This is a genomic window from Alloalcanivorax sp., from assembly GCF_964221125.1.
Classification (GTDB): Bacteria; Pseudomonadota; Gammaproteobacteria; order Pseudomonadales; family Alcanivoracaceae; genus Alloalcanivorax; species Alloalcanivorax venustensis.
Map to the genome: position 1 here is coordinate 45,211 of NZ_CAXPXK010000027.1, position 24,458 is coordinate 69,668.

The window sequence follows — 24,458 nt, forward strand, 5'->3', positions numbered from 1 at the left end:
CTGCAAAGCGGTCCATAACCTCTATTGTTATGTATTATGAAGATATTCGACATAGTCCACCAATTCAATGACGAAAGAACACAAATTAGCCAAGGGATATGTCGGGTTCGCTGCTTCTTCGGCCCAGCTGGCATGGTGGTTCTTCTAACTGATCTTGGGGACAAGAATGATGGCCAATCGGTAACGAACGCTGTTGAAGTCATCATCAAGTCTTTGCTTGATCAAGGGTACATAATTCCCCCTGCCACCTTCATTGAACATTACGAACGTAACGAATGGGCGTCTGACTCCTTCGACAAAGTGGCTCTTATGCCTCATACCAAATGGGAAACACTTAGTCGAAGCCAGGTAGTGGAAATGATCGGTGATGAAGATGGAGAGCTTTCAGATCGCTCAGCCATTAATCCGCGGATTGTCTCTCAAGCAGACAGGCTTCTGTTTCGCCACAATCCTTTCGTCGGATCCAGATACCCAGAGAGTAACAATGTCACGAAGCGCCGCCTCGAAGTGATCGACGGTATGATCTCGAAGGCTTCCGTAGAAGCACTTGTTCAATCAGGGAGTGGAGAGCAAGAGCTTCAGCGTCTACTAAAAGCTGACCTATCGATCTTTGGTGAGGCATACGCAAAGCCTGATGATGAGTACATTTGTTTCTCTGAATTCCCTCTAGTAGATGGCGTCGTTGACTTTGTCGTATTTACCGGGCGCTCTAGGATGGATGTAATCCTCGTCGAAGTTAAAGGTGCCGAATTCAATCTCCTTAACACTAATCACTACAAGGCATTCAATCACAAGATAACCGAAGCTGTGGCGCAAATTTCTCAAAGGCTAGGCGTCATTTTCCGTGACTTAAATGGGTTTCGGGAAAAGGCGCATGCTGTTAGACAGCGAGCTGAGTTCGGTGAAAAGGTGCATAACGCATTTCTTGGGCCCCGTAGTAAGCTCGGCGTCGATCCTGAAAAGGACATCAATATCAGGTGCGTTGTGGTCGGTGGGCGAACCCAGAACGATCTGGAGGAAAGTGTCAAGCGCCAAGACTACGAAGCTCACACCACCCCTGCAGTCCGTATCGAATCATGGGATACATGGCTGAGACGGCTACAGCGCATATAAGGTATGGAGCTCAAGCATCGTCGGTGCTACGCGTGTTTTTCAATGGGGGAGCTGGGCAAGGCTGGCCTCGGGTCGGCTCTCGCGCGACATATTCTAATGAGGTGAAGCCGTGGCAATCTTTGACATCGAGAAGGACGACTTGCTCCGCCTGTCCGATACTCAGCTAGAAGAGTTGATTGCTCGCCTCGCCGAGGCTGAGGTGGCGGCGAATGGGTATAGCCCGGCATCGGTAAGCTGGTCAGGTTCAATCAATGCTCCTGACGATGGAATTGATATTCACGTTCAAGTTCCTGCCGACACCCTGAACACAGGGTTTCTTGCGAGGCCCGATACAATCCTCCAGGCAAAGAAGCACTCGATGTCGAAGGGGGCTATCAAGAGTGAAATGGTCACCGGCGGAGAACTATCAGAGGTGATCTCAGAACAGGCTTCGAAGCGTGGCAGCTATATAATTGTCAGCTTGGATGATGATTGCTCTCCTCCCATGAAGACGGCGCGCATCGCCGCTATGCAGGAAGCCGTTAAGGATGATCCTAACAGCGACAGTATCCACCTGAATTTTTTTGACCGATCGAAGCTGACTCAATGGTTGCGTCAGCATCCGTCGGTCATTCTGTGGGCAAAAGGTAAGCTCGGCCAGGGGTATTCAGGCTGGCAGCCATTTGGGGCTTGGAGCAACCCACCCAAAGGCGCCGATGATACGCTGATTTCGGCCGCGGGGGTGACGGTGACATTGCCTTCTGAGAAAGGACGAAAGCTTAGTATAGAAGATGCCATTGATCCGATGCGTGAGCTTATAAGGTCAACTTCTAAGGCTGTTCGCATAACGGGCTTGTCAGGTGTCGGGAAGACCCGGATCGTGCAAGCTCTTTTCGATGAGACGGTTGGCAAAGAGGCTCTCGACCGAACCATAGCCGTTTACGTGGATACTGGTGCGGAACCGAATCCTTCGGCCGCAGCAATGCTGGATAGGCTTATATCTGAGGGCCGAAGAGCCATCGTGATCCTCGATAATTGCCCTTCGGAGCTACATTCTTCGCTGGCCGGCAAGGTATCAGCCGCAGGTGGCGAGGTAGGACTTATCACCGTTGAATACGACATCAGGGAAGACAAACCTCAGACAACCGAGGTAATCCACATTGAAGCAGTTGGACCTGAGGTGGCCGAGCAGCTTGTCATTCGTCGCTTTCCCTACATCGGTCGGAACAACGCTCGCCGGGTAGCGGAGTTTGCTGATGGAAATGCGAGGGTGTCATTGGCAATTGCCGAGCGGGTACAGGAAGGTGAGAGCTTGGCTCAACTTTCTGATGCACAGCTGTTTGAGCGCTTGTTTGAGCAGCGGAATCAGCCGGATGATAATTTACGAGAACAGGCAGAAATACTTTCTTTGGTCTATTCGTTTTCGGCCTCCAAAATTGGAGAACGTGATGGCGAATTGCAAGTGCTTGGCTCGATTTTGGGGCATTCCTCGAGCCAGCTGTTTCGATCGGTCAAGAAGCTTTTGGATCGCCATGTTCTGCAGAAAAGGGGGCATTGGAGGGCAATTCTGCCTCAAGCCATTGCAAATAGGTTGGCAGCATCAGCACTTGATAGTATCCCTGTTGATCAACTCAGGGCGACCTTTGAGGCTCCCGGTCGTGAGCGCTTGCTAACGTCGTTCGCGCACAGGCTGGGGCTCTTGCACGATCATCCCGTGGCGAAAGAGATTGTTGAAGCCTGGCTCTATCCCGGTGGTCTGCTGGGGCGGATATTAACACTTGGAGATACGGCGGCACGCATGCTGAGCTATGTCGGCCCGGTTGCACCTGAGACGTTGCTCCATAGGATCGAAGTCGAGCTTACCTCTCCTGGTTTTGACGGTATGGAGCCGCGTTTTAATCCGCAGCGGACGGTTATCCTCAACCTTTTGCAGTTATTGGCCTACGATGCATGTGCCTTCGACCGTTGTGTTAATCTTTTAATCCATGTGGCGGATTACGAGGGCGAAGAAAATAATTACGACTCGGTTCGGGACAAGATCACCAGGTTTTTTCAGGCATACCTTTCCGGAACGCATGCCTCCCTAGATCAGCGTATAGCGGTCATGAATGAATGCCTTTCGTCAGATGTGGCTGGACGCAGATCGCTTGGCTTCCGGGTGCTCTCGACCGCCCTGGGTGGACCGCCATGGACAGGGTTTGGGGTAAACGAATTTGGTGCTCGGCCAAGAAACTTTGGATTTCAACCTAACCATAATGAACTTTTGCAGTGGCGAAATGCCTTCATAGATATTGCGGTACAGTTGGGAACGTCCGGCGATTCTGATCTTGAGAACCCGGCACGGCTAGTTCTGGCGAATCAATTTAGAGCGATCTGGCACCAAAAAGCCATTCGGGGGGATCTTGTCGTTGCCGCTCGCAAAATGCATGCACACCGACCTTGGGGTGAAGGTTGGAAAGCTGTTCGTTCCACTATCCATCTTGATCATACAAAGCATAAAAGCGAGGACGAGTTTGAGCCGTTACCGGATGAGCTTGCCGAATTGGAGAGGGAGCTGGAGCCTAGCGATTTAGTTTCGAAGATAATGGCATATGTATTGAGTAAGGGGGGCGACTATTGGGCGCTTGACAAGGACTTCGATCATGACGACTCCCAAAAATATCGCGAAGCTGAGAAGCGGCTCGAGGCGAAGGCGCTACGTCTGGGAGAAGATTTTGCGGCATCAGGTTACGAGCTTAGTGAACTGGGTGATAACCTGTTCTGCAACGGATTTATGCCCTATGTCGCAACGTTTGGGCGGGGGTTGGTTCGAGGGTCGCATGAGCTGGAATTTGTTTGGCAGGAGCTGCTCAAAGCACTGAGTGCGCACTGTGAAGACCATAAGAATTTTGCGATTTTTGGCGGTTTCATTGAAGAGGTTAACTCAATTGATTCCGCATTCGCACAGGAGTTGCTTGACCAGTGTGCCCGGCACCCCAAACTCCGGCTCGTTTTGGTGGCTTTGCATCCCCGTCTGGATTTTAAAGAACAAGACCTAGACCGCTGTATGGCGATTCTGGACGATCCTGACATTCGTCCTTGGATGTATGGGCCAATCCTGTGGCGAGATGAGTATGCGGGTTTGCCGGAAGAACGTGTTCTAGAACTTGCCCAAAGGCTTCTGAGTAAATCAAACGGCGATGATGTGGTGTTGGATGCTGTAAACATGAAATTGCATGGCCAAGAAGGCGCCGCAGATACGTTGGGGGCGGGCCTTCGCTCGATTGGCCTAAGAGCAGCGATTCAGAGGCTTGCAAGAGATCATGATGACCCTGATGGGGCCATAAGTTACAACATGGAGCGCGTTGTGGGCGCCGCATTGAGCTGCGATGGCAACGAGACTGAAAAGCTCGAATGGATAAATACGATTTTTGACGTTATGGATGAGCGATATGGCTATATTCATGGGTTCGACATTGCCATTGAGACTACCGTCGCCTTGATGCCAGAGGTGTTTCTTAATCGCGTTTTTGAAGGCACTGAAGAAGAACAGAGTCGTCGACAGTTCTTCATTCGCCACGGCGGCCTGCATCGCTCTGTCTTTGCTAAAGTCGATGTGGGCGTTTTGATTGAGTGGTGCCGATCCAGAGATGAGGCCAGCGTGTGGGCCTCTGTCGCGCCTGGCATCAAACTTTGGTCGAAGGATGGGGATAAAGTGCTCCTGTCGGAATCTGCGCTTCGGTTACTGGAAGCCTGTCCTGAGCCAGAAGAGATACTGGAAGTCTTCGCTGAGCGGGCTACACCGTCGTCTTGGTCTGGTAGCCAAGCGGACGCGATGCAACCTCGAGCGGATGCCATCCGTGGGTTAATCGACCATGAGAACGAAAAGATAGCAGCGGCCGCGAGATTGGTGTCCGAAAAGCTGATTAGATGCATTGAAAACATGAGAGTTCGCGAACAGCGAGAGGACGAGGAACGAGAGCAGCGCTTTGAATGAGGCTGAGTCATAACACCAGTATGTTTAGGTCTTTAGCTTTCGCTAAGGCCGGCCACTTAATTTGCTCTGGCGACCTGTGTCCAGGTTTTGCGTCGGAACTATCCTGCCGCGGGAATTCCCCGGTCAGGGTGCACCCACCATAAAAACCCCTTTCCCCGGTGACGGCGCCCCCTTCGGATCGTTGAAAGCATCGGGCAGCGCATCAAGCGGCTGGCTGTCGCTGACGATGGTCGGGGTGTCCGGGTCGGCGAACACCTTGGCCAGGTACGCCAGCTGGTCGGCGTTTTCCTGGAACAGCACCCAGCGGTAGCGGATGCCCGCCCGGTGTGCCGCCAGGCGTTTCTTCAGGTAGATCCCACCGCTGGTGGCGAGACCGCCCACCACGCCCTTGTCGGTAACCGAGCTGAGCACCGGATTGGTGGTGTTCACGTAGGCGCGGCTGGGGGTGTCGCGGCGGCGCAGCCCGTCCAGCAGTGGGTCTTGCCGGTGATTGTCGCCGGGGGCCGCGAAGTTGAGAATGACGTCCGCGTCGATGGCGGCCATGGCCGACGGGTCGCGGTAGTCCACGGTCTGGTCGGCGCCCAGACGCCGTACCCAGTCCCGGTTGCACTGGGAGGCCACTGCGGTGATGGTCGCGCCCCAGCGCCGGGCCAGCACCAGGGCGATGGAGCCCACGCCGCCGCTGGCACCGTTGATGCAAAGGTTTTTGCCTTGGGCGTTGTCGGCGGAGAGGCCGGCGGCGGCCAGGGATTGTAGGGCGGTGAGTCCGGCGTAGCCCAGGCCGGCGGCGGTGGCGTCGCTGAGGCCGTGGTCAATCGGTGCCACACAGGCTCGTGGCAGGTTGAAGATCTCCGCATAGGTGCCGCCGGTGCGTGGCGAGGCCGCGACCAGCACGCGCTGCCCGGGCTGCAAGTTGGTGACGCCCTTGCCCACGTCGACAACCCGAGCCACCGCGTCCCGCCCCGGGATCAGGGGCACTTGCTGCTTGGTTTTGAGCAGCGGGGCGCCGTAGCCCCGGGCCACTAGCGGATCGATGGGGTTGATGGAGGTGCCGATCAGTGCCAACTGAACCTGATTGTCGGCGGGCGCCGGCACCTCGGTCGGGCGCAGCGTGCCGGTGTTCTGATAGACGATGGTAAAAGCCTTCATCCTTTTCTCCTTTGCCGGCCCGGTCAGACCCCGCCCTTAATCGTATGGCGTTGCTTGCCCAGGTCCAGCACCTGGTCGCGGCTGGTGATGGTGGATTCCACCACGTCCCCGGCCTGAAGGTACTGCTGGCGGCGCTTTTGCGACTTTATAAAAAGCTGCCATTTTTTCGATTCGGGTAGCAAGGCGGCCACTTTGGTCACCGCCGGGCTGGGCAGGCCCAGGGCGCAGCCGGCGGGTGTGCCGGTCATCAATACGTCGCCGGGGGCGAAGTTGTGAATCAGCGAATACTCGCTGAGGGTTTCGGCGGGCTTGAACACCAGGTTGGCGGTGCTGTCCTGCTGGCGGGTCTCGCCGTTCACCGTCAGCTTCAGCTGCATCTCGTCCAGGTAATGCATTTCGCTCTTATCCAGCAGGCACAGCACCGGCCCAAGCGGGCAGAAGGTGCGGTAGCTCTTGCCCTTGTGGAACTGCATCTGCGGAATCTGCACGTCCCGGGCGGAGACGTCGTTGCCAATGCAGAGGCCCGCCACGAATTCGTGCAGGTTGTCGGCGGTGATCTCCACCGGCCCGTCCGTTTGCTTGCCCAGCACCAGGGTCAGCTCGATCTCGTAATCCAGCAGCTGCACGTGGGCGGGCTTGATGATTTCCCCGCCGGGGCCGGCGACCTGGCCCTCAACACCCTGGCCGACGAAGCCGGCGTCTCCAACGGCACCGTTTACAACGACTTCCGCTCCCGCGAACAAGTCCTCGAAGCCTTCGGTCTGGAACTGGCCGTCCAGCTCTCCGAACAGATCCTCACCGTCAGCGAAGCCGTCGACAGCGGCGCCGAACGCCTCAGCATCGCCGTGCGCACCTTCATGAACAAAGCCCGCACCGACCCGGACTGGACCCGCGCCCTCATCACCGTCGTCAGCTACGCCGAAGACATGCGCTCCACCCTCGCCACCTACCTCCGCGCCGACCTGCAAGCCGGACGCCGCCAAGGCGACTTCCACTACGCCCACGAAGAAATGGCCATGAGCATGGTGATCTCCGCCACCCTGGGCGCCATGAACCTGCTCGTGGAAGACGGCGAGGTGGAGCACGCCGACCGTATTGCGGCGGAGATGGTGCTGCAGGCGCTGGGTGTGCCGCCAGAGAAGGCTAAGCGGATTGCTGGGTTGCCGTTGCCGGGGAGGCCCGCTAGACGGGCTTGCCTTGATGTCGGCGTTTGACCCGCGATTTATCTGATTTGGCTAATTAGTAAGGGCTTACTTAAAAGGTCGTTTGCGCGTGGCGCTGGCGGCGTTTTGGTTTGTGGGGAGAGCGAGGTGGTCAAGATATCAGGGACAGACCTGATCACTGAGTTTGTAAGTTGCTGACTTTTCTGGTTTTATTTTGGGCTAGGGGAATTCAAGAATAGTGATATGACGCGGACGCGTTCATTGGAAATTCGCGCTGACGTCCCAATGCCAATTATGTGTCACTGTACCCAAAACGTAAGTTAGAGAATACGAAGTGAATGTAATAGAAGAGAAGGTGCCGGAATTAATCAAGCTCTTAGAGAATAAGGCGCGTAGACGTAGCGCCATTCGCTATAGCGCAATATTCGATTTTTTTGATCCAGACACACATAGAAATGATGTATGGGAAACATTCGAAGAAGCGTGTCGAAAAATTGCGCCTAGTGAAGTGGCTATCTATGGTGCGCTTCTAGCAAAAAAAAATACCAATTTACCTTCTACTGGATTCTACGATATTTTCAAAAATAAGCGGCATGAGGAATATATGAGGATCACAGGCGGTAATCGCCTCGAAGCCCATGATTTAACTCTGGAGCAAATGGAAGAAATAGCTCAACTAGAGCGGGAAAGGGTTCATCAACATGCAGTGGAAAACACATAACAATCGCAGGAAATCCGACGGCTTTTTCATTACGCCTTCGACTTCACTACAAAGCCGCAGTTGCTGTGGGCGTTAAGCGTAATTTCTAAAACGAGGAGGGGATATGCCGCCAAACTATAAATTTCCAACACCGGCATCATGCAAGCTGAAAGACAATGCGGTCTTATGTACTTCGGATAGAATTTTGGCGCTTTACAACCAGGCGACTGGGAAATCACAGCAACGAATAACTCAGCCGGTTAAAAACTGGTTCGCCGAAGAGGCGCAACGTAATGGTTGGGCTGGAGGGCATTTTTTGCCAGAGGTTCAATCCGGTCACGGAGCTGGTTGTGTTTTGTTTGTTCCACCTCGAGAGGTGAATGTCTCGATCGAGGTAACGGAGAAAATGCTCATCCTTGATGCGGATGACTAGCGCTTAACAAGAAATGGCAGCGGAGAAAAACATGCCCCGCTGCTTTTGGCGTTATACGATACAAAATACGACCAATTGCGAAAAATAATGAACCAAGATCATTTGAAAGAGCTTTCACCCAATCCTCAAAAAGGATTGTATAGCTCGGAGCATATAATTTCCGGTATTCCTATCCCGAAAGCGAAGCGCGTGCAGCTATTTGGTGCGGACGAGTGGGAGGAATTCACCGAGGAATGGGCTTCATCGCTTGAAGGTTTCTATCATTGCGTCAAGCGCTTTGCTGGTGCAGGCGACAAAGGGCTAGACGTCGTAGGTTTTATCGCCTCTAGCCAGTTTAGTGATGGCTGGGACAACTACCAGTGTAAATTTTACGATAAGCCTTTAGCTCCTTCCGATGTCTGGGTTGAGTTGGGTAAGATTATTTACTTTACGCATTGCGGTGAATATACGTCACCGAGAAAGTATTACTTCGTTGCTCCAAAGCAAATCGGGACAAAACTCGGCAAGCTACTCGCAAATGCTCCAAAGTTAAAAGAAGGGCTTAAATATAACTGGGCAAAACATTGCGAAGATGGCATCACGTCTGCAGCCAAGATAAAGCTCGAGGGCGATCTCCTTACCCATTTAGAGAGCTTTGATTTTACCATATTCGATTCTGTATCACTTGTTCGAATGATTGAGCAACATGCCTCCACGCCTTTTCATTCCGTAAGATTTGGTGGAGGGCTAGCTACACGCCCCGAACCTGAAATACCGCCAGAAGATACGGTATCTATGGATCATCGCTACGTGAGAGAGCTATTACGTGTGTATGCACAATCCATTGACGATAATACGAAATCGCCCGATCTTTCCCTGCTAGAAAAAGATGATGGCATACGGAACAACTTTCGAAGACAACGTGAGCGCTTTTATCATGCGGAGTCCTTGCGCAACTTTTCCCGGGACACAGTCCCCCCAGGTGTCTTCGAAGCTCTTCAAGATGATATTTTTGATGGCGTTGTGGATGTGTGCGAGTCTAAGCACGACTGCGGTATGGATCGTTTAAATACAACAATGAGCCAGGCAGCCAATGTTGTCATTGATGCAAGCCCGCTTGCCAGTGTCACACGCGCGCGGGACAAACAAGGAATGTGCCACCAACTTGTAAATGACAGCCGTTTGAATTGGGGGGAGCGCGATGAGTGAAGATCGTCAACCAAGTGTCACAGTATTTAATAGTGCACTTGAGACAGGTGTTCGCTCGTTAGTCATTCTTGCAGCTAATTTCCCCGTCGCTTTGGATTTGCAGCGTCTTGTTGATTTTGACTATCTGGTTGTTCATTCAAGCGATGTTAACGGCCCCGAAAGCCTCCATCCACCTCTTCCTATGAGAGAAGGTGAGCTTCTGGTTAGGCGTACAATTATTGAGTCAGGACTTTCTTTAATGATGAGCCGTGGGCTTGTCACCAGAATTGTGGGGGCGGAAGGGATCTTTTATCAGGCAAGTGACTATGCGAAGCCATTTGTCGACTCGATGGCTACCCCCTATATGCGCATACTGATGGATAGGGCCCGCTGGGTTGGGGAGACTTTCGGGAATATGGATACTGCCGAGCTTCAAGATTTGATTAGCGGTTTTTTTGATAAATGGACTACCCAATTTCACCCATCACAAGGCCTAGGTGATAGTTAATAAAATGGATGAAACAGTTAAAATAAGAAACATAGGCTTTTTGGGCAGTAGAGTTGCCCCCGCTTGGATTGGTTTCGATCAAAACCTGAGTGTTGTATGCGGTGCATCTGATACTGGAAAATCTTTTCTTGTCGAGGCCATTGACTTCCTTCTCGGTGGTAAGGAGCTGCGAGGAATTCCAGAGCTGGCCGGATACGAAAAAGCCCGTATTGCTATCGAATCCTCGGAAAAAGGCCTCTGGACATTCGAACGCAGTATAGAGGGCGGTAACTACCGGATATTTAAAGGGGATATTGAAGCTGCGACTGATGCCATGGAAAGTGGCACAATGAAGATGAAACACGCAGCAGGCAGGGAGGACAATATTTCCGGTTGGCTTCTTGGTGCCATAGAATTGCTAGGCAAATATGTGCGAAAGAATGCGAATGGAGATTGCCGGTCCTTAAGCTTCCGCGACATTGCTCGACTTGTCATTGTTAATGAGCAGGAAATAATTCGGCAGGATTCTCCGTTCTTAACTGGCCAATATGTTTCTAAAACTGCTGAAAAGTCTACCCTGAAGCTCATGCTTACGGGGGCGGATGATAGCGCAATAGTGCCAGCAGATGCTCGCAAACAGTCGGAGTCAAATGACCGAGCAAAAGCCGAACTTCTCGAACAATGGATAGCTGATGTAGAGGACGAGATTACTGAACACGGTTTTGGGCGTGAAGAACTAGAAAATCAACTCGAAAAACTAGAGCGGGCTATTTCATCCAGTAGAGAAAAGCTTCAACTGGCTCAGTCTCAGCTCAATCAAATGACCACCCAAAGACGGGAGATTGTGAAAAACCGCGAGGTGACAAAGGACAGGATAGATGACATAGCCAACATGTTGGAACGCTTTGCTTTGCTGAAGGCGCAATATGTAACAGACTTGCGTCGGTTGATGGCCATCGAAGAATCCGGTTCGCTTTTTGTGCACCATGAACGAGTGCCTTGCCCGCTTTGCGGCGCTTTACCAGAATCTCAACATAGTACCGAAGAGTGCGATGGTGATGTTGAGGCAATAGTCGTTGCTGCAGCAGCAGAGATGGAAAAGATCAAGAGACTAGCTAGTGATCTTGATTCTACAGTTACTTCGTTGCATGACGAGTCGGCCCGTCTGTCCGAAGCTCTGATTGAGATCGAAGACAAATTCAATGACATTGATGGAGAGATTAAAAGCGCCATTGCTCCAGAGTTGTCAGATGTACAGTCTGACTACTCCAATTTCGTTGATACTCGTAGCAAAGTTGTTTCGCACCTTTCTGTATTTACCAGATTAGACAAACTCCGTGCACAAAGAGAAGAATTATTCGGAGACGAAGACGAAGCGCAAATAGGTAATCAAAATATTGTCGCGAGGCTATCGACCCAGGTTCTACATGACTTTTCTAAAACGGTAGAACGAATACTTGAGGCTTGGGACTTTCCCGACACTGGCAGTGTTTATTTTGACGAAACTGCTATGGATTTTGTCATCAATGGTAAGCTTCGCGGCAACAGAGGCAAAGGTCTCAGAGCGATAACGCACGCCGCCGCCACTTTAGGGTTGCTTGAGTTTTGTAAAGAGCGCTCGCTCCCTCATCCGGGTTTTGTCGTACTTGATTCACCCTTGCTCGCCTACTACAAGCCGGAGGGCGACGGCGATAGCCTTCAGGGCACGACTCTTAAACAAAAATTTTATAAATATCTGATCGAAGAACATTCCGACAGTCAAGTCATTATCGTTGAAAACGAGCATCCGCCAGAGTCGTTTGAAGGCCAGCTTGGGCTGACGGTATTTACGAAGAACCCTCAGTATGGCCGTTTCGGCCTCTTCCCTTTAAAAGAAGGCTAAGAGTAAATATAAGTAAATTGGGCGGCGCCTGTCCGTCAATGTTCATAGGTGTGCAAGTGTATAACGTGTGTACAGCGAGGTGCTGCACACGGAAAAATGTGAATGGGCATCAGTTCCATAGACTCCTCCCAGCCTTTCAAAATGGCAGCCGGAGATGTGGCCATGAGCAGCATGGCGCTATTAAGGTTGTGCGCCTGCTGCTTGGGTTACAAAGTAACGTAGTTCTTTGGTGAGCGTCCGCTCAGTCTCCTTTTTTTACTGGCGATTTAGTAACGCTGATTTGATCGCCTCCGCTCCTTTCCGATAACACACCACCGCAAGCAGCTCCGAATCAACCCAAACGCCCCAGTAGCGGCTTCCACGATAGTGCCCGATCTCAATGTTCGGCTTGCGCTTTTTCATGATTCCCTCCATGAGTTTCAATGATACGTAAAGTCATCATAGAGCATGGCGTCCGGATATGCTACTCATAGTATGTAGATTTATAGTCATCTATAAGAACAATTTGAAATATGACTACCCATATTGATGACGCACAGAAAAAGCTGGGTTCCGTGATTCGGGAACGGAGACGGGCCTCTGGTATTTCCCAGGAGGCCTTCGCCACCGAGGTTGGGATTCATCGCACCTATATCGGCGCGGTGGAGCGGGGCGAGCGCAACGTCTCCCTGGCGAACATCCTGCGTATCGCCAGGGCGTTGAACGTCTCTGCGGCCCAATTGTTCAATGAGGCCGGCCTTTAGTTCGTACGGGACTCAAAGACCCCCCCTCCAAGCTGCCCGGTCGCCACCCCATCAGGAGACAACCATGATCATCTCCTCGACCCACGATTACCGCCTCGCCGCCAAACGTCGCCTGCCGCCGTTCCTGTTCCACTACATCGACGGGGGCGCGTACGACGAGCACACCCTGGCGCGCAATGTGGCGGATCTGCGCGATCTGGCGTTGCGGCAGCGGGTGTTGAAGGCGGCGGGGGAGGTGGATCTGTCGGCGCGGTTGTTCGGGGAGGCGGTGAGCCTGCCGGTGGCGTTGGCGCCGGTGGGGCTTACCGGGATGTACGCGCGGCGGGGTGAGGTGCAGGCGGCGCGGGCGGCGGCGTCGCGGGGCGTGCCGTTTACGTTGTCGTCGGTGTCGGTGTGTCCCATCGAGGAGGTGCAGCCGGCGATGACGCGGCCGATGTGGTTTCAGCTGTATGTGCTGCGCGACCGCGGGTTCATGGAGAACGCGCTGGAGCGGGCCTGGGCGTCGGGGGTGCGGACCCTGGTGTTCACGGTGGATATGCCGGTGCCGGGGGCGCGCTATCGCGATCGGCATTCGGGGATGTCCGGGCCGTTCGCGGCCTGGCGGCGCATGCTGCAGGCGGTGACGCACCCGCGCTGGGCGTGGGACGTGGGCCTGCGCGGGCGGCCGCACGATCTGGGCAATGTGTCGGCCTATCTGGGCCATCGCATCCACCTGGAGGATTACATCGGCTGGCTGGGCGAGAACTTCGATCCGTCCATCGGCTGGCGGGATCTGGAATGGATTCGTGAGTATTGGAAAGGCTCGATGGTGCTCAAGGGTATTCTGGACCCGGAGGACGCCGGCGAGGCGGTGCGGTTCGGCGCGGACGGCATCGTCGTGTCCAACCACGGCGGGCGCCAGCTCGATGGCGTGCTGTCCTCGGCCCGGGCCCTGCCGGCCATCGCCGACGCCGTCCAGGGGGACCTGACGATCCTGGCGGATTCCGGCGTCCGCTCCGGCCTGGACGTGGTGCGTCTGCTCGCCCTGGGCGCCGACGGCGTGCTGCTGGGCCGCGCCTTCGTCTACGCCCTCGCCGCCGCCGGCGAGCAGGGCGTGGCCCATGTGCTGGACCTGATCGCCAGCGAGATGAAGGTGGCGATGACGTTGACTGGGGCCAGGGCGGTTGGGGAGATTTCGCGGGAGAGTTTGGTGTGGGTGTGATGCCGGTAGCGAGCGGGTTTGGCACGCCTGCTTGACAAAAACTACAGAATAACTACATTGTAATGCATGAGCCATCTGGAATTTGAATGGGACCCGCGAAAGGAAGCGTCCAATCAGCGCAAACACGGCGTCTCGTTTCAGGAAGCCAAAACGGCGTTTACCGACGAGTTCGCCCGCGTGATAGGAGACCCGGACCATTCTACGGAGGAGGACCGGTTCATCCTTCTCGGCACGAGCATCCATTCGCGCCTTTTGGTGGTCTGCCATTGCGTCCGAGAGGCAGACACCATCCGCATCATCTCTGCCCGTAAGGCGAACAGGCGCGAGCGAGCCAGCTATGAGGAATACCGCCATGCGTGACGACTACGATTTTTCCAAGTCCACCAAGAATCCCTACGCCAAGAAGCTCAAGAAGCAGGTCACGATCCGCTTGGACGAAGACACTATCGACTACTTCAAGGACCTGGCGGAGAAGAAGGATCTGCCGTATCAGAGCCTGATCAACCTTTATTTGAGGGACTGCGCGCAGTCGCATAAAGACCTCAAGATTGAGTGGCAGTAGTCGAGCAGGGTTATAAAGTATGAAGGGCACTATTGGTATGTGGGATAACCAAATCCGAGCTTCAGGCTTGGTTTTGAGAGGACATGCAGGGTGGTGAAATATGGCCGCTTTGTCATCGGGTGACTGATTGGGTCTGGAAACAGGGTGCGCGAGGGGGTATGGACTGGGAATTATTGAATGGGGTAACCGGGCTGATCAGTGCCGTGTGTGCCATTATCAGTGTTGGTTATTTTAGCTTTCATAAGGAGAGCCCCTATAAAACCGGGCCGGAAGCGGTCTTGAGTGTTCGGAAACTGGCTTCATTCCTCGTGGCTTGCTCCGGTTGGGCGCTGTGCTGTTTGAGTTTTCTATGGGTCTTTGAACCTTTCGGGCGCTTTCCGTCAGACGCAGAATATCGACAGCTTTACGGCGTGATTCTGGCGTTTCCTGCCTATGTTCTCTTAAATTTTGGTATGGGTCTTTTGAGGTCGAATCAGAGTGATCAAGAGCCGGAGGATAGTGAGTCGGCCGCATCACAAAAGAATATTGATACGTAAGGACAAGCAATGCAGGGAGAATGGGTCAGGTCATTGCTGGGTGCTATTGAGAATGGCGAATGGTTGCTCATTGCCGTCACTTTGTTTGTCGCTGCTCTGTCAGGGTTTTCTAGTATTGCCCGGTATATGGTTAACCGTAGGAAAGTGCAAGTTGCGAATATCGAAGAAGCTTGGAGGTCGAAATATTGTGACGGGGAAAGTCAGGAAGCCTTGAGGCGCCAAGCTGCCGCGGAATACTTTAATCTGGCTACAGGGATTCGACTGGAGAAAGAGCCTCGTGAAGCCTTGATGGCTATTTACAATCGTGCCGCGGGCAGAATGCCTTTTGTTCACTTTAAACGCGCTGCTCGATTGGCCCGTTACGAGAAAGACAAGTTGGATATCCACATAAGCTGCCTAGACTGGTTTCTTCTTTGGGTTGGTCTTCTTTTCGGTGGCAGTATGTCCGTTATTGGTATTCCTCTAATTCTGTTGTTCATTGCAATAGTGGAGGATCCTTGGTCCCGTGTTTTGGGGGCTGGGTATATGATTGTTTCGGCGGTTGTTCTTTTACTGCAAGCGCTGCCCATCTGGTCGGCATATAGGGTAAAAAGGGAAATTGCCCGGCAGGCAGCGTGCTGCACGAAAGAATCCAAATGATGATGCCATGGTGCTCAAGGGTATTCTCGACCCGGAGGACGCCCGCGACGCGGTGCGGCTGGGCGCGGACGGCATCGTCGTCTCCAACCACGGCGGGCGCCAGCTCGATGGCGTGCTGTCCTCGGCCCGGGCGCTGCCGGCCATCGCCGACGCGGTGCAGGGCGACCTGACGATCCTGGCGGATTCCGGCGTCCGCTCCGGTCTGGACGTGGTGCGCCTGCTCGCCCTGGGCGCCGACGGCGTGCTGCTCGGCCGCCCCTTCGTCTACGCCCTGGCGGCGGCGGGCGAGCAGGGCGTGGCCCATCTGCTGGACCTGATCGCCAGCGAGATGAAGGTGGCGATGACGCTCACCGGGGTGCGGGCGGTTGGGGAGATTTCGAGGGAGAGTTTGGTCACGGCGCATTCCCGTTAACTCGGTTCCTCGATTACCATTGAAGAGAGGTGGTTAACATGACGATTTCCAATACCGCCGGCATCCAGCGTAAGCCAACGCATCCCGGCGAAATGCTGAGAGAGGACTTCATTCCGGACTATGGGCTGACGGTGGCGCAGCTTGCTGAGCGTTTGGGCGTTTCGCGGCAGTCGGTGAATGAACTGTTGCGCGAGCGCCGCGCTGTCAGCCCGGAGATGGCGCTGCGGCTCGGTCGTTTGTTCGGCAATTCACCGGAGTTCTGGCTTAACGCGCAGCGCGCGGTGGATTTATGGGCCGCGTCGCAATCCGCTAAGGATGAGGTGTCGCGGATTACGCCGTTGGACGCCGCTTAGCGCTTGATCCAGCGGGCGCTGAGCCCACTTTTAACGTTACGGGGGACCACCATGTCCGACTTCCAGCGCCTCAGCGATAAAGCGCGCGCCTTCGCCGAAGCGCGCGACTGGGACAAGTTCCATTCGCCCAAGAACCTGACCATGGCGCTGGGTGGGGAGGTGTCCGAGTTGCTGGACCTGTTCCAGTGGCTGACGGAGGCGCAGTCCTACGAGCTGACGCCGGAGCAGCATCGCGCGGCCGCCCATGAGATCGCCGATGTGCAGATCTACCTGTTGCGGCTGGCGGACAAGCTGGGTGTGGATATTCCCAGCGCGGTGGAAGAAAAGATGGCCATTAACGAAGCCCGTTACCCCGCGGATCAGGCGCGCGGTTCGGCACGCAAGTACACGGCCTACCAAAACAAGGATGACGACGGTTCATGATTGTTTATACCGCTAAGAAGAAGACGTTCATTGAAGACGTCCGCCTGAATCGCATTCACGAAAAGATTCTGCTGGAGTTTCGGCGCCGGCTGTCACGCTCGGTGGCGGCCAAGGAGGTGGATTCCTGGCGCCACTCGCTGCAGTTCATGTCCAACCTGATGCTGGATCAGGGGATTCCGGATGACGCCGGCGTTTCCCTGGAGTATCACATCCCGCTCACCAGTAAGCGTATCGACTTCATTCTCAGTGGCGCCAACGAACAGCGGCAAGAGACCGCTGTCATCGTCGAGCTCAAGCAGTGGCAGCAGGCCGAGCCGTTGCAGAAAGACGGTATTATTCGCACGCCGCTGGGCGGCGGCTGGCGCGAGACCAGCCACCCGTCTTATCAGGCGTGGACCTACGCGAGCCTGATCGAAGACTACAACGAAACCGTTCGCGCCGAGTCCATCCGCCTGGTGCCCTGTGCCTATCTGCACAATATGGACGACGGCAGTGCGGTGAACGATCCGGTGTACGCGCCCCACACCAGCCGGGCGCCGGTGTTTATTTCCCGGGATGCGGCGCGGCTGGCCGATTTTTTGAAGCAGCATGTGCGCTATGGCGATGACCGGGACCTGCTCTACCGCATTGAAAACGGTCGCATTCGCCCGTCGCGCAGCCTGGCGGATGCGGTGCTGGACATGCTTAAAGGCAACGACGCCTTCGTCATGATCGACGATCAGAAGGTGGCGTTTGAGACCGCCATTGAACTGGCTGAGCGTGCCCAAAAGGGGAAACGCCAGGTGCTGATCGTCGAGGGCGGCCCGGGCACCGGGAAATCCGTTTTGGCGATTAATTTGATGGCCCGCCTGACCGACCGCGAGATCACCACTCAATACGTCTCACGTAACGCGGCGCCCCGGGCGGTGTACGAGGCTCAGCTCACCGGCTCGTTCAAGAAGAGCCGCATCAGCAATATGTTCCGTGGCTCCGGGGCCTTCATGGAGACCAAGCCGGATACGTTCGGGGCGTTGCTGGTGGATGAGGCGCACCGCCTGAATGAGAAAAGCGGCCTGTACGGCAACCAGGGCGAGCACCAGATCAAGGAGATCATGCAGGCGGCGCGGCTGTCGGTGTTCTTCGTGGACGAGGCGCAGCGCGTCACCCTGAAAGACGTGGGCTCGCGGGCGGAGATTCGGCGCTGGGCGGAACGCCTGGGCGCCGAGGTCACGGAGCTGGGTCTCGCCTCGCAGTTCCGCTGTGGCGGCTCGGACGGGTATCTGTCGTTCGTCGATCAGTTGCTGCAAATCCGGGATACCGCCAACGATGACCTCGAGTCCGTGGACTACGACATTCAAGTGGTGGACTCGCCGCAGGCGCTGCGCCAGGCCATCGTGTCGCGCAACGCCAACAACCGCGCACGGATGGTGGCCGGCTATTGCTGGGACTGGAAAAGCAAGAAAGACCCGGTTGCCATGGATATTGAACTGCCGGAGCACGATTTCGCCGCGCAGTGGAACCTGACCCGGGACGGCAGCCTGTGGGCCCTGGCGGAACACTCGGTGGAGCAGATCGGCTGTATCCACACCATCCAGGGCCTCGAACTGGATTATGTGGGCGTGATCATCGGCCCGGACCTGATAGTGCGCGATGGCGAGATCCTCACCGACGGGCGAAAACGGTCATCCATGGACCGTTCGGTGCGGGGCATCCGGAAGCTCTACAAAGAGGACCCGGAGACGGCGAAGCGCGAAGCCGACGAGCTCATCAAGAACACCTACCGCACATTAATGACCCGGGGCATGAAAGGCTGCTTTGTGTTCTGCACCGACCCGGAGACTAACGCCTGGTTCCGCGAACAGATCGCGACGCCCTCCGCGAACCCGGTGATGCGTGCGGCGGACTACGAGGCTCTGCCGTACCCGCTGCTGGCCCCGGAGGAGGTGGTGCCGTTCGAAAACGCCCTGCCGGTGTATGACCTGGCCGTGGCCGCCGGCGAATTCAGCGACCCGCAGGCGGTGGAAGACTGCGACTGGATGCAGCGGCCGGACTGGCTGAAGGCGGAGCCGGGCCATTTCGTCACCCGCGTGGTGGGCGAATCCATGAACCAGCGCATTCCCAGCGGTACCTGGTGCGTGTTCCGCGCCAATCCCGCGGGCAGCCGCGAAGGCAAAATCGTGCTGGTATCCCACCGCGACATCCAGGATGCCGACACCGGCGGGCGCTACACCGTGAAACGCTACCACAGCGAGAAGTCAGCGGACGGCGACGGCCAGTGGTACCACACCCGCATCGTGCTGAAGCCGGAGAGCCGCCTGTTCGGCTACCGGAATATCGAGCTGACCGAAGACGTGGCGGAAGAACTGCGTATTGTTGGCGAGCTGGTCACGACTTTGGGTCAGTAGCTGTGTAACTGCCGTTTTACTGTCAGGATTAGAAGGTTAATATGCAAATTGTTTGCCCGTATTGTTCGTCTAATAACAAAATTGAATATGCGGAAAATATCGCCTGTGAAGAGTGTAAAAAAACGCTTGCTGGGCATACGTATAAGCGATTTAAGAAGCCGTTCATTTCAGCAGCCACCGTACTGTTAATTGGAGGGTATGGCGCATATAAGATGGAAACTGGACTCATTGGAGAAGACAGATACCCTGTTGGCGTCGAATATGAATTAATTGATGGTTGTACCAACTCGTCTGGGACCGTCATGAGCACTTATATGAGAACTAATAAAACGGAACTATGTATTTGTGCCCTCAAAGAGACGATGAGCGAAATGTCTTTCCAGGACATGAAGGAAAGCGAGTCAGGGTTCCTGGCTCGCTTTCGCAACAATATTACTAGTTGTAGTTAACTATGCCCGCTTGGGTGGGTTGTTCCCGCGACCTTTACCAGAGGGGCCTCTGTTCTTGCTGGGCCCGTTCGGTGGTGTTTTTTTGGCTGCGGCAGATTGCGCTCGCGCGGCGAACGATCCCCTTGGTACCGCACCACCATTCGTTTTGGCGGTGGCAGACTGAACGCGAGATGCAGCGGCTTTGTTCATCGGCTTTGTCATGATTTTCTCCTAAATTAATCGTTTACGATTGTCCCCGCTGGGACATTAGTGATGTTAGAGAGGCGAAAAAGACATATGGGGACAAAAAACGAGACAATAGAGCTGCAAGAGCAAATTAAGCAGGTGATTAGGGAGTTGGGATGGTCGCAGAATCTACTTGCTAGAAAAATTTATACCGAGATTCACGATGTAGACAACGACAGGGAAATAGAATCTTTTCAAGAGCGTCTAAAGAAGGAGCTGCAAAGACCTACGACAAAACCGGATAAGCTAAAAAGATATATCTCAATAATATATCGCCATCCAGAAGCTGAACATCTTGATAAAACTCTGAATAAATACGTCCCATTGGGGCATATCAGCGAGTACCTTAGTAAGGGAATGAAGGCAATTTCAAAAGATGCAGGTAATGCTTCAAAAAAATAGGCCAAAGGGCGGCGCTCACCTGCTCGACTTGATGGTCAGGCGTGTGGACACGAAGCTGCCGACAGCGGAACGCTCCGAGTTTTTCGGCAAGGCGTCCTTTAATCTGGCATTGCCGGGCTTCACTTCAGAGACGCCGGAACGCCAGTGGTTCGGTCATGGGGCTGCAATTTGCTCGTGATTTGCGAAAGCATTAATTGTCGTAGCCGGGCTACGATATAAATAAAGAAACTAAACGCGCACGACACTTCTAGCGGCTCGCATCCGGCCGCGCCTCCACACTCACCATCATGCTGCGCTCCAGCAGCCAGCCGCGCAGGCGGCGGGGCAGTAGGTTGGTGTAGACGGCCACCTTGTTGAGCAGGCCGGGCACGTACACCACCTTGCCGGCGTACATGGCATCCACGCAGAGCTTGGCCACTTCGGGGGCAGTCATGATGCCGGTCTGTTTCTTCACGGTCTGGCCGGCCTGGTCAAGGAAGGGCGTGAGCGCGCCGCCGGGGCAGGCCGCCGTGACGCTGATCGGGCTGTCGCGCAGCTCGTAATCCAGGATTTCGGTGAAGAACCGCACATAGCCTTTGGTGCCGGAGTAGGTCGCGTATTGGGGCGTGGGCAGGATGCCGGCCAGGGAGGCCACGTTCATCAGATAACTGCGTTGCCCGTGGGCGCGGGCGCGGTTGATAAAGCCGTGGCTGAGGGTGGTGAGCGCGGTGACGTTGAGGTCGATATCCCGCTGCAGGCCGGCCAGGTCCTGGTCGGCGAACGGCGCCCAGAAGCCGGTGCCGGCGTTGTTGACCAGCACTGTCAGGTGGTCGTTGTGCTTGGCGAGGGTGGCATCCACGTCATCGAACAGCGCACCCAGACTCTGCCGGTCGGCCAGGTCACAGGCCAGTGCCGTGGCGGTAATGCCGTGGCTGGCGGCCAATTCATCGGCAAGCGTGTCCAGCAGCTCTTTGCGGCGGGCGACCAGTATCAGGTTCAGGCCGCGCGCGGCCAATTGCCGGGCGATGTCCAGGCCGATGCCACTGGAGGCCCCGGTGATCAGTGCGGTGCTCATGCGTGCTTCCTCGCGTCGGGTTGGGCGGCAAACCGAGGATCCCACTATGCCGTGCCCCGCGCGTGAAAGGCATTGGCCTGAAAGTACAGCCCGGAAGACACCAGTGCGCACTGGCCGGCATGCCAGGGGTGATCACGACCGCCGGGCGCCCACCAGTGCGAACCTGGTTCCCTGGGGATCGACGCCTTTGAGGGCGAAGTCGCCGCCGGGAATTTCATCCGGCCCGTGAAGGATTTGCCCGCCGTGTTCGGTGATGGCCTTAAGCGCGGCGTCGATGTCGGCGACACGGAAGTAGTAGTGCCACATCGGCACCGGCATGTCGTCCGGCTTGGGCATGATGGCGCCGATCACGCCGTTATGGCGGATAAATTCGTAGGCGCCCATCGGGCCCATGTCCATCTCCCCGTCCTTGGTCCAGCCGAACGCCTCGAAGTAGAAGGCTTTCGCGATGCCGGGGTCGGTGGTGCCCAGTTCGTTCCAGGCGCAGTGGCCCACGCGTGGGCGGTCGGAGGCGAACGCCAGGCTTGTGTGGTCGCTGTGGCCGCGCATCACATAGAAGGGCGTGCCTTGCGGGTCGGTCACCATGGCGAGCCGGCCCACGTCGGGGATGTCCCTGGCGGGCATTTGCACGCTGCCGCCCAGGGCGGTGACCCTGGCAACGGTTTGATCGACATCGTCGACGCCGATATAGCCCAGCCATATTGGCCGGGCGCCACATTGTTTCATCTCTTCGCTAAGCGGCATCACGCCGCCTATGGGGCGCCACTCGCCGGTGTCCTCGTCGGGGGCGTGGAGAATCCGGTAATCCACGCCGGGCTGGCCGCTGTCGGTGACCCGCCAGCCGAGAATGGCGCTGTAGAAGTGCTGGGCGGCGTCCGCGTTGTCGGTGGCCAGTTCGTACCAGATAAATTCGCCGTGTTGGTTGGGCATGGTTCGCTTCCTATCGGTTGTGTGCCCGATAGTCGATCCGACCGGTCAGGCATCGACAGCCTGAAGCTCCGTTCTTGCTTACGCTAGGAATGGTCTATAAAGTAATCACTGACTTTATTTATGACTTATTAATGGATCATGGCCAAGCCCGATAATCGCCCATATTCACGCTACAGTCGCGATGCCGCCCAGCTTCTGGGCCGGCTGATTCGTCGTGCTCGCATCGAGCAGGGTCTCACCGCCGAGGCCCTGGCCGAGCGCGCCGGGATCTCGCGCGGGCTGGTGCAGCGCATTGAGCGAGGGGAAATGGGGTGCGCCATCGGTGCCGTGTTCGAGGCGGCGGCGATTGTCGGGGTGCCGTTGTTCGAGGCCTCGCCAGCGGAGTTGGCGTCCCGGGTGGCGGAGACGGAGTACACCCTGCGGCTGCTGCCCCGGTCGGTGCGGACGTCCGACAAGGATGTGAAGGATGACTTCTAACGATCACGAAGCCTACGTTTGGGTGTGGCTGCCCGGCCGGAGCGAGCCGGTGGTGGCGGGGCGCCTGTATCAGGAAGGGGCTCGGCTGGCATTTAATTACGGCCGCAGCTATCTGGACCGTGATGACGCTATCCCGTTGTACCTGCCTGAGCTGCCTCTGCGGCGCGGTGCCATCGCCCCGTTGCCGGGGCTGTCGATGCCGGGCTGTTTGCGTGACGGCGCGCCGGATGCCTGGGGCCGCCGGGTGGTTTTGAATCGGCTGTTGGGCCGTCCGGGACGTGATACGGACCCCGGGCAGCTCGGCGAGCTCACCTATCTGCTTAATTCCGGTTCGGACCGCCCGGGGGCGCTGGATTTTCAGCGCTCGGCTTCGGAGTATGTGCCGCGTCAGTCCGGTGGGGCGTCTCTGGAACAACTCCTCGAAGCGGCGGCTTTTGTGGAGGCGGGCAAGTCCTTGCCGCCGGCGCTGGATCAGGCGTTGTTCCACGGCAGTTCCCTGGGCGGCGCCCGACCCAAGGCGGAGATCGAAAGCGGGGCTCGCAAATACATCGCCAAGTTCTCATCCAGCACCGACACCTACGATGTGGTGAAGGTGGAGTATGTGGCGATGCGTTTGGCTGCGGAGCTCGGGCTGCGGGTCGCGCCGGTGCAACTCAAGCGTGTCGCCGGCAAGAACGTGTTGCTGGTTGAACGCTTCGACCGTAGCAAGGTCGGCAGTGGCTGGGCCCGCAAGGCGATGGTGTCGGCCCTCACCTTGTTTGAGCTCGATGAGATGATGGCGCGCTACGCCAGCTACGAAACCCTGACCGAGATTATCCGCCATCGGTTTACCGAGCCTACGGTCACCCTGCGCGAGTTGTTCCGGCGGCTGGTGTTCAACGTGCTTTGCGGCAACACCGATGACCACGCGCGTAATCACGCCGCTTTCTGGAACGGCGATTCGCTCACGCTGACGCCGGCCTATGACATCTGCCCTCAGGCACGGACCGGCAACGAGGCCTCCCAGGCGATGCTGATCGACGGAGACCGGCGCCTCAGCAACCTCAATATCTGCCGTGGGGCGGCGAGACATTTTCTGCTGTCCGTGGACAGCGCCAACGAGATCATAGGCGAGCAGATCGCCGGTATCCGCGAAAAGCTCCCGGCTGTAATGGAAGAAGCGACACTCAGCGAGGTGGATCGCCGGCTCTTGAGTCAGCGAATGTTTCTCAACCCGGCGGTGTTTGAGAGCGTGGACTGAAGCGGGTAATCCACACCCCATAGCCCACCGCCAACACACCCAGCCCGCCACCCAGCAGGCACACACCCAGCCAGCCGGCTTGCTGGTAGGCGGCGGCGGAGCCCAGCGAACCCAGGGCGCCGCCGACGAAGTACAGGAACATGTAGCCGGAATTCAGGCGGTTCCGGGCGGCCTCGTCCAGGTTGAAGATCATGTTCATGTTGGTGATGTGCACCGCCTGCAGCGCCAGGTCCAGCAGCACGATGCCGGCGACAAGCGCGATCAGGGAATACGCGCCCAGCCCCAGCAGCCCCCAGGACACCAGCAGCGCCACCACGCCGAGCACGGTGAGCCGGGCGCCGTGGCCCCGGTCGGTGAGTACGCCGGCGTGGCGGGCGGA

The 24,458-nt window shown here is 56.2% G+C and carries 25 protein-coding genes and 2 pseudogenes; 21 read left to right on the top strand and 6 right to left on the bottom strand.

Going from position 1 to position 24,458, the window contains the following annotated elements; translation table 11 throughout:
• Nucleotides 1-36: 36 nt before the first annotated feature.
• Both ACEQZD_RS03505 and ACEQZD_RS03510 read left to right on the top strand, forming a co-directional pair.
• Nucleotides 37-1,113, top strand: coding sequence for a Shedu anti-phage system protein SduA domain-containing protein (locus ACEQZD_RS03505; protein ID WP_370183998.1), 1,077 nt, complete (start codon nucleotides 37-39; stop codon nucleotides 1,111-1,113).
• Nucleotides 1,114-1,222: 109 nt separating this feature from the next.
• Nucleotides 1,223-5,068 carry a hypothetical protein gene (locus ACEQZD_RS03510; protein ID WP_370184000.1) on the top strand — a complete coding sequence of 1,282 codons (3,846 nt, stop codon included), beginning with the start codon at nucleotides 1,223-1,225 and terminating at the stop codon, nucleotides 5,066-5,068.
• A 123-nt stretch (nucleotides 5,069-5,191) separates the two neighbouring features.
• On the opposite strand, the gene ACEQZD_RS03515 is transcribed toward ACEQZD_RS03510, so the two are convergent.
• The gene (locus tag ACEQZD_RS03515) at nucleotides 5,192-6,217 is read right to left on the bottom strand and encodes an alcohol dehydrogenase catalytic domain-containing protein (RefSeq protein WP_370184002.1); all 1,026 of its coding nucleotides are present in this window, start codon (nucleotides 6,215-6,217) and stop codon (nucleotides 5,192-5,194) included.
• A gap of 23 nt (nucleotides 6,218-6,240) precedes the next feature.
• Entirely contained in the window at nucleotides 6,241-6,843 is a 603-nt protein-coding gene (locus tag ACEQZD_RS03520) for a fumarylacetoacetate hydrolase family protein (protein ID WP_370184003.1), read from the bottom strand.
• Here ACEQZD_RS03520 and ACEQZD_RS03525 point away from each other — a divergent pair, their 5' ends adjacent.
• The 6 genes from ACEQZD_RS03525 (at nucleotide 6,844) to ACEQZD_RS03550 (ending at nucleotide 12,049) form a co-directional block, all read left to right on the top strand.
• Nucleotides 6,844-7,431, top strand: coding sequence for a TetR/AcrR family transcriptional regulator (locus ACEQZD_RS03525; RefSeq protein ID WP_370184006.1), 588 nt, complete (start codon nucleotides 6,844-6,846; stop codon nucleotides 7,429-7,431).
• 283 nt (nucleotides 7,432-7,714) lie between these two features.
• Nucleotides 7,715-8,101 carry a hypothetical protein gene (locus tag ACEQZD_RS03530; protein WP_370184007.1) on the top strand — a complete coding sequence of 129 codons (387 nt, stop codon included), beginning with the start codon at nucleotides 7,715-7,717 and terminating at the stop codon, nucleotides 8,099-8,101.
• Between the two features lie 103 nt (nucleotides 8,102-8,204).
• Complete coding sequence (locus ACEQZD_RS03535) at nucleotides 8,205-8,513, top strand: hypothetical protein (RefSeq protein ID WP_370184010.1); 309 nt, start codon at nucleotides 8,205-8,207, stop codon at nucleotides 8,511-8,513.
• An 87-nt stretch (nucleotides 8,514-8,600) separates the two neighbouring features.
• A complete protein-coding gene (locus tag ACEQZD_RS03540) occupies nucleotides 8,601-9,701 on the top strand; it encodes an ABC-three component system protein (RefSeq protein WP_370184012.1) in 1,101 nt (366 codons plus the stop codon).
• A complete protein-coding gene (locus tag ACEQZD_RS03545; RefSeq protein ID WP_370184013.1) occupies nucleotides 9,694-10,188 on the top strand; it encodes an ABC-three component system middle component 2 in 495 nt (164 codons plus the stop codon). Before ACEQZD_RS03540 ends, ACEQZD_RS03545 begins: the two co-directional genes overlap by 8 nt.
• A 4-nt stretch (nucleotides 10,189-10,192) precedes the next feature.
• Nucleotides 10,193-12,049 carry an AAA family ATPase gene (locus ACEQZD_RS03550; protein WP_370184016.1) on the top strand — a complete coding sequence of 619 codons (1,857 nt, stop codon included), beginning with the start codon at nucleotides 10,193-10,195 and terminating at the stop codon, nucleotides 12,047-12,049.
• 255 nt (nucleotides 12,050-12,304) lie between these two features.
• Here the strand turns inward: ACEQZD_RS03550 and ACEQZD_RS03555 are convergent, their stop codons facing one another.
• Nucleotides 12,305-12,451, bottom strand: a complete 147-nt coding sequence (locus tag ACEQZD_RS03555; protein WP_286874999.1) for a hypothetical protein — start codon at nucleotides 12,449-12,451, stop codon at nucleotides 12,305-12,307.
• Nucleotides 12,452-12,561: 110 nt separating this feature from the next.
• Between ACEQZD_RS03555 and ACEQZD_RS03560 the strand changes: the two genes are divergently transcribed.
• From ACEQZD_RS03560 to ACEQZD_RS03610, 11 genes and pseudogenes are all read left to right on the top strand, one after another.
• Nucleotides 12,562-12,792, top strand: coding sequence for a helix-turn-helix domain-containing protein (locus ACEQZD_RS03560; protein WP_260548307.1), 231 nt, complete (start codon nucleotides 12,562-12,564; stop codon nucleotides 12,790-12,792).
• A 64-nt stretch (nucleotides 12,793-12,856) separates the two neighbouring features.
• Entirely contained in the window at nucleotides 12,857-13,993 is a 1,137-nt protein-coding gene (gene lldD / locus ACEQZD_RS03565) for an FMN-dependent L-lactate dehydrogenase LldD (protein ID WP_370184020.1), read from the top strand.
• Nucleotides 13,994-14,059: 66 nt separating this feature from the next.
• Nucleotides 14,060-14,353, top strand: coding sequence for a BrnT family toxin (locus ACEQZD_RS03570; RefSeq protein ID WP_370184023.1), 294 nt, complete (start codon nucleotides 14,060-14,062; stop codon nucleotides 14,351-14,353).
• The gene (locus tag ACEQZD_RS03575; RefSeq protein WP_067608363.1) at nucleotides 14,346-14,555 is read left to right on the top strand and encodes a BrnA antitoxin family protein; all 210 of its coding nucleotides are present in this window, start codon (nucleotides 14,346-14,348) and stop codon (nucleotides 14,553-14,555) included. Before ACEQZD_RS03570 ends, ACEQZD_RS03575 begins: the two co-directional genes overlap by 8 nt.
• Nucleotides 14,556-14,713: 158 nt before the next feature.
• A complete protein-coding gene (locus ACEQZD_RS03580; RefSeq protein ID WP_370184025.1) occupies nucleotides 14,714-15,091 on the top strand; it encodes a hypothetical protein in 378 nt (125 codons plus the stop codon).
• Between the two features lie 9 nt (nucleotides 15,092-15,100).
• Nucleotides 15,101-15,730: a hypothetical protein gene (locus ACEQZD_RS03585; RefSeq protein WP_370184027.1), complete on the top strand. Its 630-nt coding sequence runs from the start codon at nucleotides 15,101-15,103 to the stop codon at nucleotides 15,728-15,730.
• Nucleotides 15,729-16,142, top strand: a pseudogene (locus tag ACEQZD_RS03590) (alpha-hydroxy-acid oxidizing protein); the annotation flags it as partial. The gene ACEQZD_RS03585 and the pseudogene ACEQZD_RS03590, both read left to right, overlap by 2 nt.
• Before the next feature lie 38 nt (nucleotides 16,143-16,180).
• A complete protein-coding gene (locus ACEQZD_RS03595; RefSeq protein ID WP_067606771.1) occupies nucleotides 16,181-16,495 on the top strand; it encodes a HigA family addiction module antitoxin in 315 nt (104 codons plus the stop codon).
• A 51-nt stretch (nucleotides 16,496-16,546) separates the two neighbouring features.
• Complete coding sequence (locus ACEQZD_RS03600; protein WP_370184029.1) at nucleotides 16,547-16,918, top strand: nucleotide pyrophosphohydrolase; 372 nt, start codon at nucleotides 16,547-16,549, stop codon at nucleotides 16,916-16,918.
• Nucleotides 16,915-19,302, top strand: coding sequence for a DNA/RNA helicase domain-containing protein (locus tag ACEQZD_RS03605; protein WP_370184032.1), 2,388 nt, complete (start codon nucleotides 16,915-16,917; stop codon nucleotides 19,300-19,302). Before ACEQZD_RS03600 ends, ACEQZD_RS03605 begins: the two co-directional genes overlap by 4 nt.
• 725 nt (nucleotides 19,303-20,027) lie before the next feature.
• The gene (locus ACEQZD_RS03610) at nucleotides 20,028-20,378 is read left to right on the top strand and encodes a hypothetical protein (protein ID WP_370184034.1); all 351 of its coding nucleotides are present in this window, start codon (nucleotides 20,028-20,030) and stop codon (nucleotides 20,376-20,378) included.
• Nucleotides 20,379-20,625: 247 nt separating this feature from the next.
• Here the strand turns inward: ACEQZD_RS03610 and ACEQZD_RS03615 are convergent, their stop codons facing one another.
• A complete protein-coding gene (locus tag ACEQZD_RS03615) occupies nucleotides 20,626-21,432 on the bottom strand; it encodes an SDR family NAD(P)-dependent oxidoreductase (RefSeq protein ID WP_370184037.1) in 807 nt (268 codons plus the stop codon).
• Nucleotides 21,433-21,564: 132 nt separating this feature from the next.
• A complete protein-coding gene (locus ACEQZD_RS03620; protein WP_370184039.1) occupies nucleotides 21,565-22,362 on the bottom strand; it encodes a VOC family protein in 798 nt (265 codons plus the stop codon).
• Between the two features lie 138 nt (nucleotides 22,363-22,500).
• On the opposite strand from ACEQZD_RS03620, the gene ACEQZD_RS03625 reads away from it, so the two are divergent.
• A complete protein-coding gene (locus ACEQZD_RS03625) occupies nucleotides 22,501-22,839 on the top strand; it encodes a helix-turn-helix domain-containing protein (RefSeq protein WP_142948527.1) in 339 nt (112 codons plus the stop codon).
• Nucleotides 22,829-24,079, top strand: coding sequence for a type II toxin-antitoxin system HipA family toxin (locus ACEQZD_RS03630; RefSeq protein WP_370184042.1), 1,251 nt, complete (start codon nucleotides 22,829-22,831; stop codon nucleotides 24,077-24,079). The genes ACEQZD_RS03625 and ACEQZD_RS03630 overlap by 11 nt, the downstream gene beginning before the upstream one ends.
• On the opposite strand, the pseudogene ACEQZD_RS03635 reads toward ACEQZD_RS03630, so the two are convergent.
• A pseudogene (locus ACEQZD_RS03635) lies at nucleotides 24,048-24,458 on the bottom strand (hypothetical protein); the annotation flags it as partial. The gene ACEQZD_RS03630 and the pseudogene ACEQZD_RS03635 sit on opposite strands and share 32 nt — an antisense overlap.

Coding starts and splice junctions, on each gene's coding strand:
- ACEQZD_RS03630 (WP_370184042.1), top strand. CDS start 22,829: ATGACTTCTAACGATCACGAAGCCTACGTTTGGGTGTGGCTGCCCGGC.
- ACEQZD_RS03570 (WP_370184023.1), top strand. CDS start 14,060: ATGAGCCATCTGGAATTTGAATGGGACCCGCGAAAGGAAGCGTCCAAT.
- ACEQZD_RS03540 (WP_370184012.1), top strand. CDS start 8,601: ATGAACCAAGATCATTTGAAAGAGCTTTCACCCAATCCTCAAAAAGGA.
- ACEQZD_RS03605 (WP_370184032.1), top strand. CDS start 16,915: ATGATTGTTTATACCGCTAAGAAGAAGACGTTCATTGAAGACGTCCGC.
- ACEQZD_RS03620 (WP_370184039.1), bottom strand. CDS start 22,362: ATGCCCAACCAACACGGCGAATTTATCTGGTACGAACTGGCCACCGAC.
- ACEQZD_RS03535 (WP_370184010.1), top strand. CDS start 8,205: ATGCCGCCAAACTATAAATTTCCAACACCGGCATCATGCAAGCTGAAA.
- ACEQZD_RS03580 (WP_370184025.1), top strand. CDS start 14,714: ATGGACTGGGAATTATTGAATGGGGTAACCGGGCTGATCAGTGCCGTG.
- ACEQZD_RS03550 (WP_370184016.1), top strand. CDS start 10,193: ATGGATGAAACAGTTAAAATAAGAAACATAGGCTTTTTGGGCAGTAGA.
- ACEQZD_RS03625 (WP_142948527.1), top strand. CDS start 22,501: ATGGCCAAGCCCGATAATCGCCCATATTCACGCTACAGTCGCGATGCC.
- ACEQZD_RS03560 (WP_260548307.1), top strand. CDS start 12,562: ATGACTACCCATATTGATGACGCACAGAAAAAGCTGGGTTCCGTGATT.
- ACEQZD_RS03575 (WP_067608363.1), top strand. CDS start 14,346: ATGCGTGACGACTACGATTTTTCCAAGTCCACCAAGAATCCCTACGCC.
- ACEQZD_RS03505 (WP_370183998.1), top strand. CDS start 37: ATGAAGATATTCGACATAGTCCACCAATTCAATGACGAAAGAACACAA.
- ACEQZD_RS03545 (WP_370184013.1), top strand. CDS start 9,694: ATGAGTGAAGATCGTCAACCAAGTGTCACAGTATTTAATAGTGCACTT.
- ACEQZD_RS03515 (WP_370184002.1), bottom strand. CDS start 6,217: ATGAAGGCTTTTACCATCGTCTATCAGAACACCGGCACGCTGCGCCCG.
- ACEQZD_RS03600 (WP_370184029.1), top strand. CDS start 16,547: ATGTCCGACTTCCAGCGCCTCAGCGATAAAGCGCGCGCCTTCGCCGAA.
- ACEQZD_RS03610 (WP_370184034.1), top strand. CDS start 20,028: ATGGGGACAAAAAACGAGACAATAGAGCTGCAAGAGCAAATTAAGCAG.
- ACEQZD_RS03555 (WP_286874999.1), bottom strand. CDS start 12,451: ATGAAAAAGCGCAAGCCGAACATTGAGATCGGGCACTATCGTGGAAGC.
- ACEQZD_RS03595 (WP_067606771.1), top strand. CDS start 16,181: ATGACGATTTCCAATACCGCCGGCATCCAGCGTAAGCCAACGCATCCC.
- ACEQZD_RS03615 (WP_370184037.1), bottom strand. CDS start 21,432: ATGAGCACCGCACTGATCACCGGGGCCTCCAGTGGCATCGGCCTGGAC.
- lldD (WP_370184020.1), top strand. CDS start 12,857: ATGATCATCTCCTCGACCCACGATTACCGCCTCGCCGCCAAACGTCGC.
- ACEQZD_RS03585 (WP_370184027.1), top strand. CDS start 15,101: ATGCAGGGAGAATGGGTCAGGTCATTGCTGGGTGCTATTGAGAATGGC.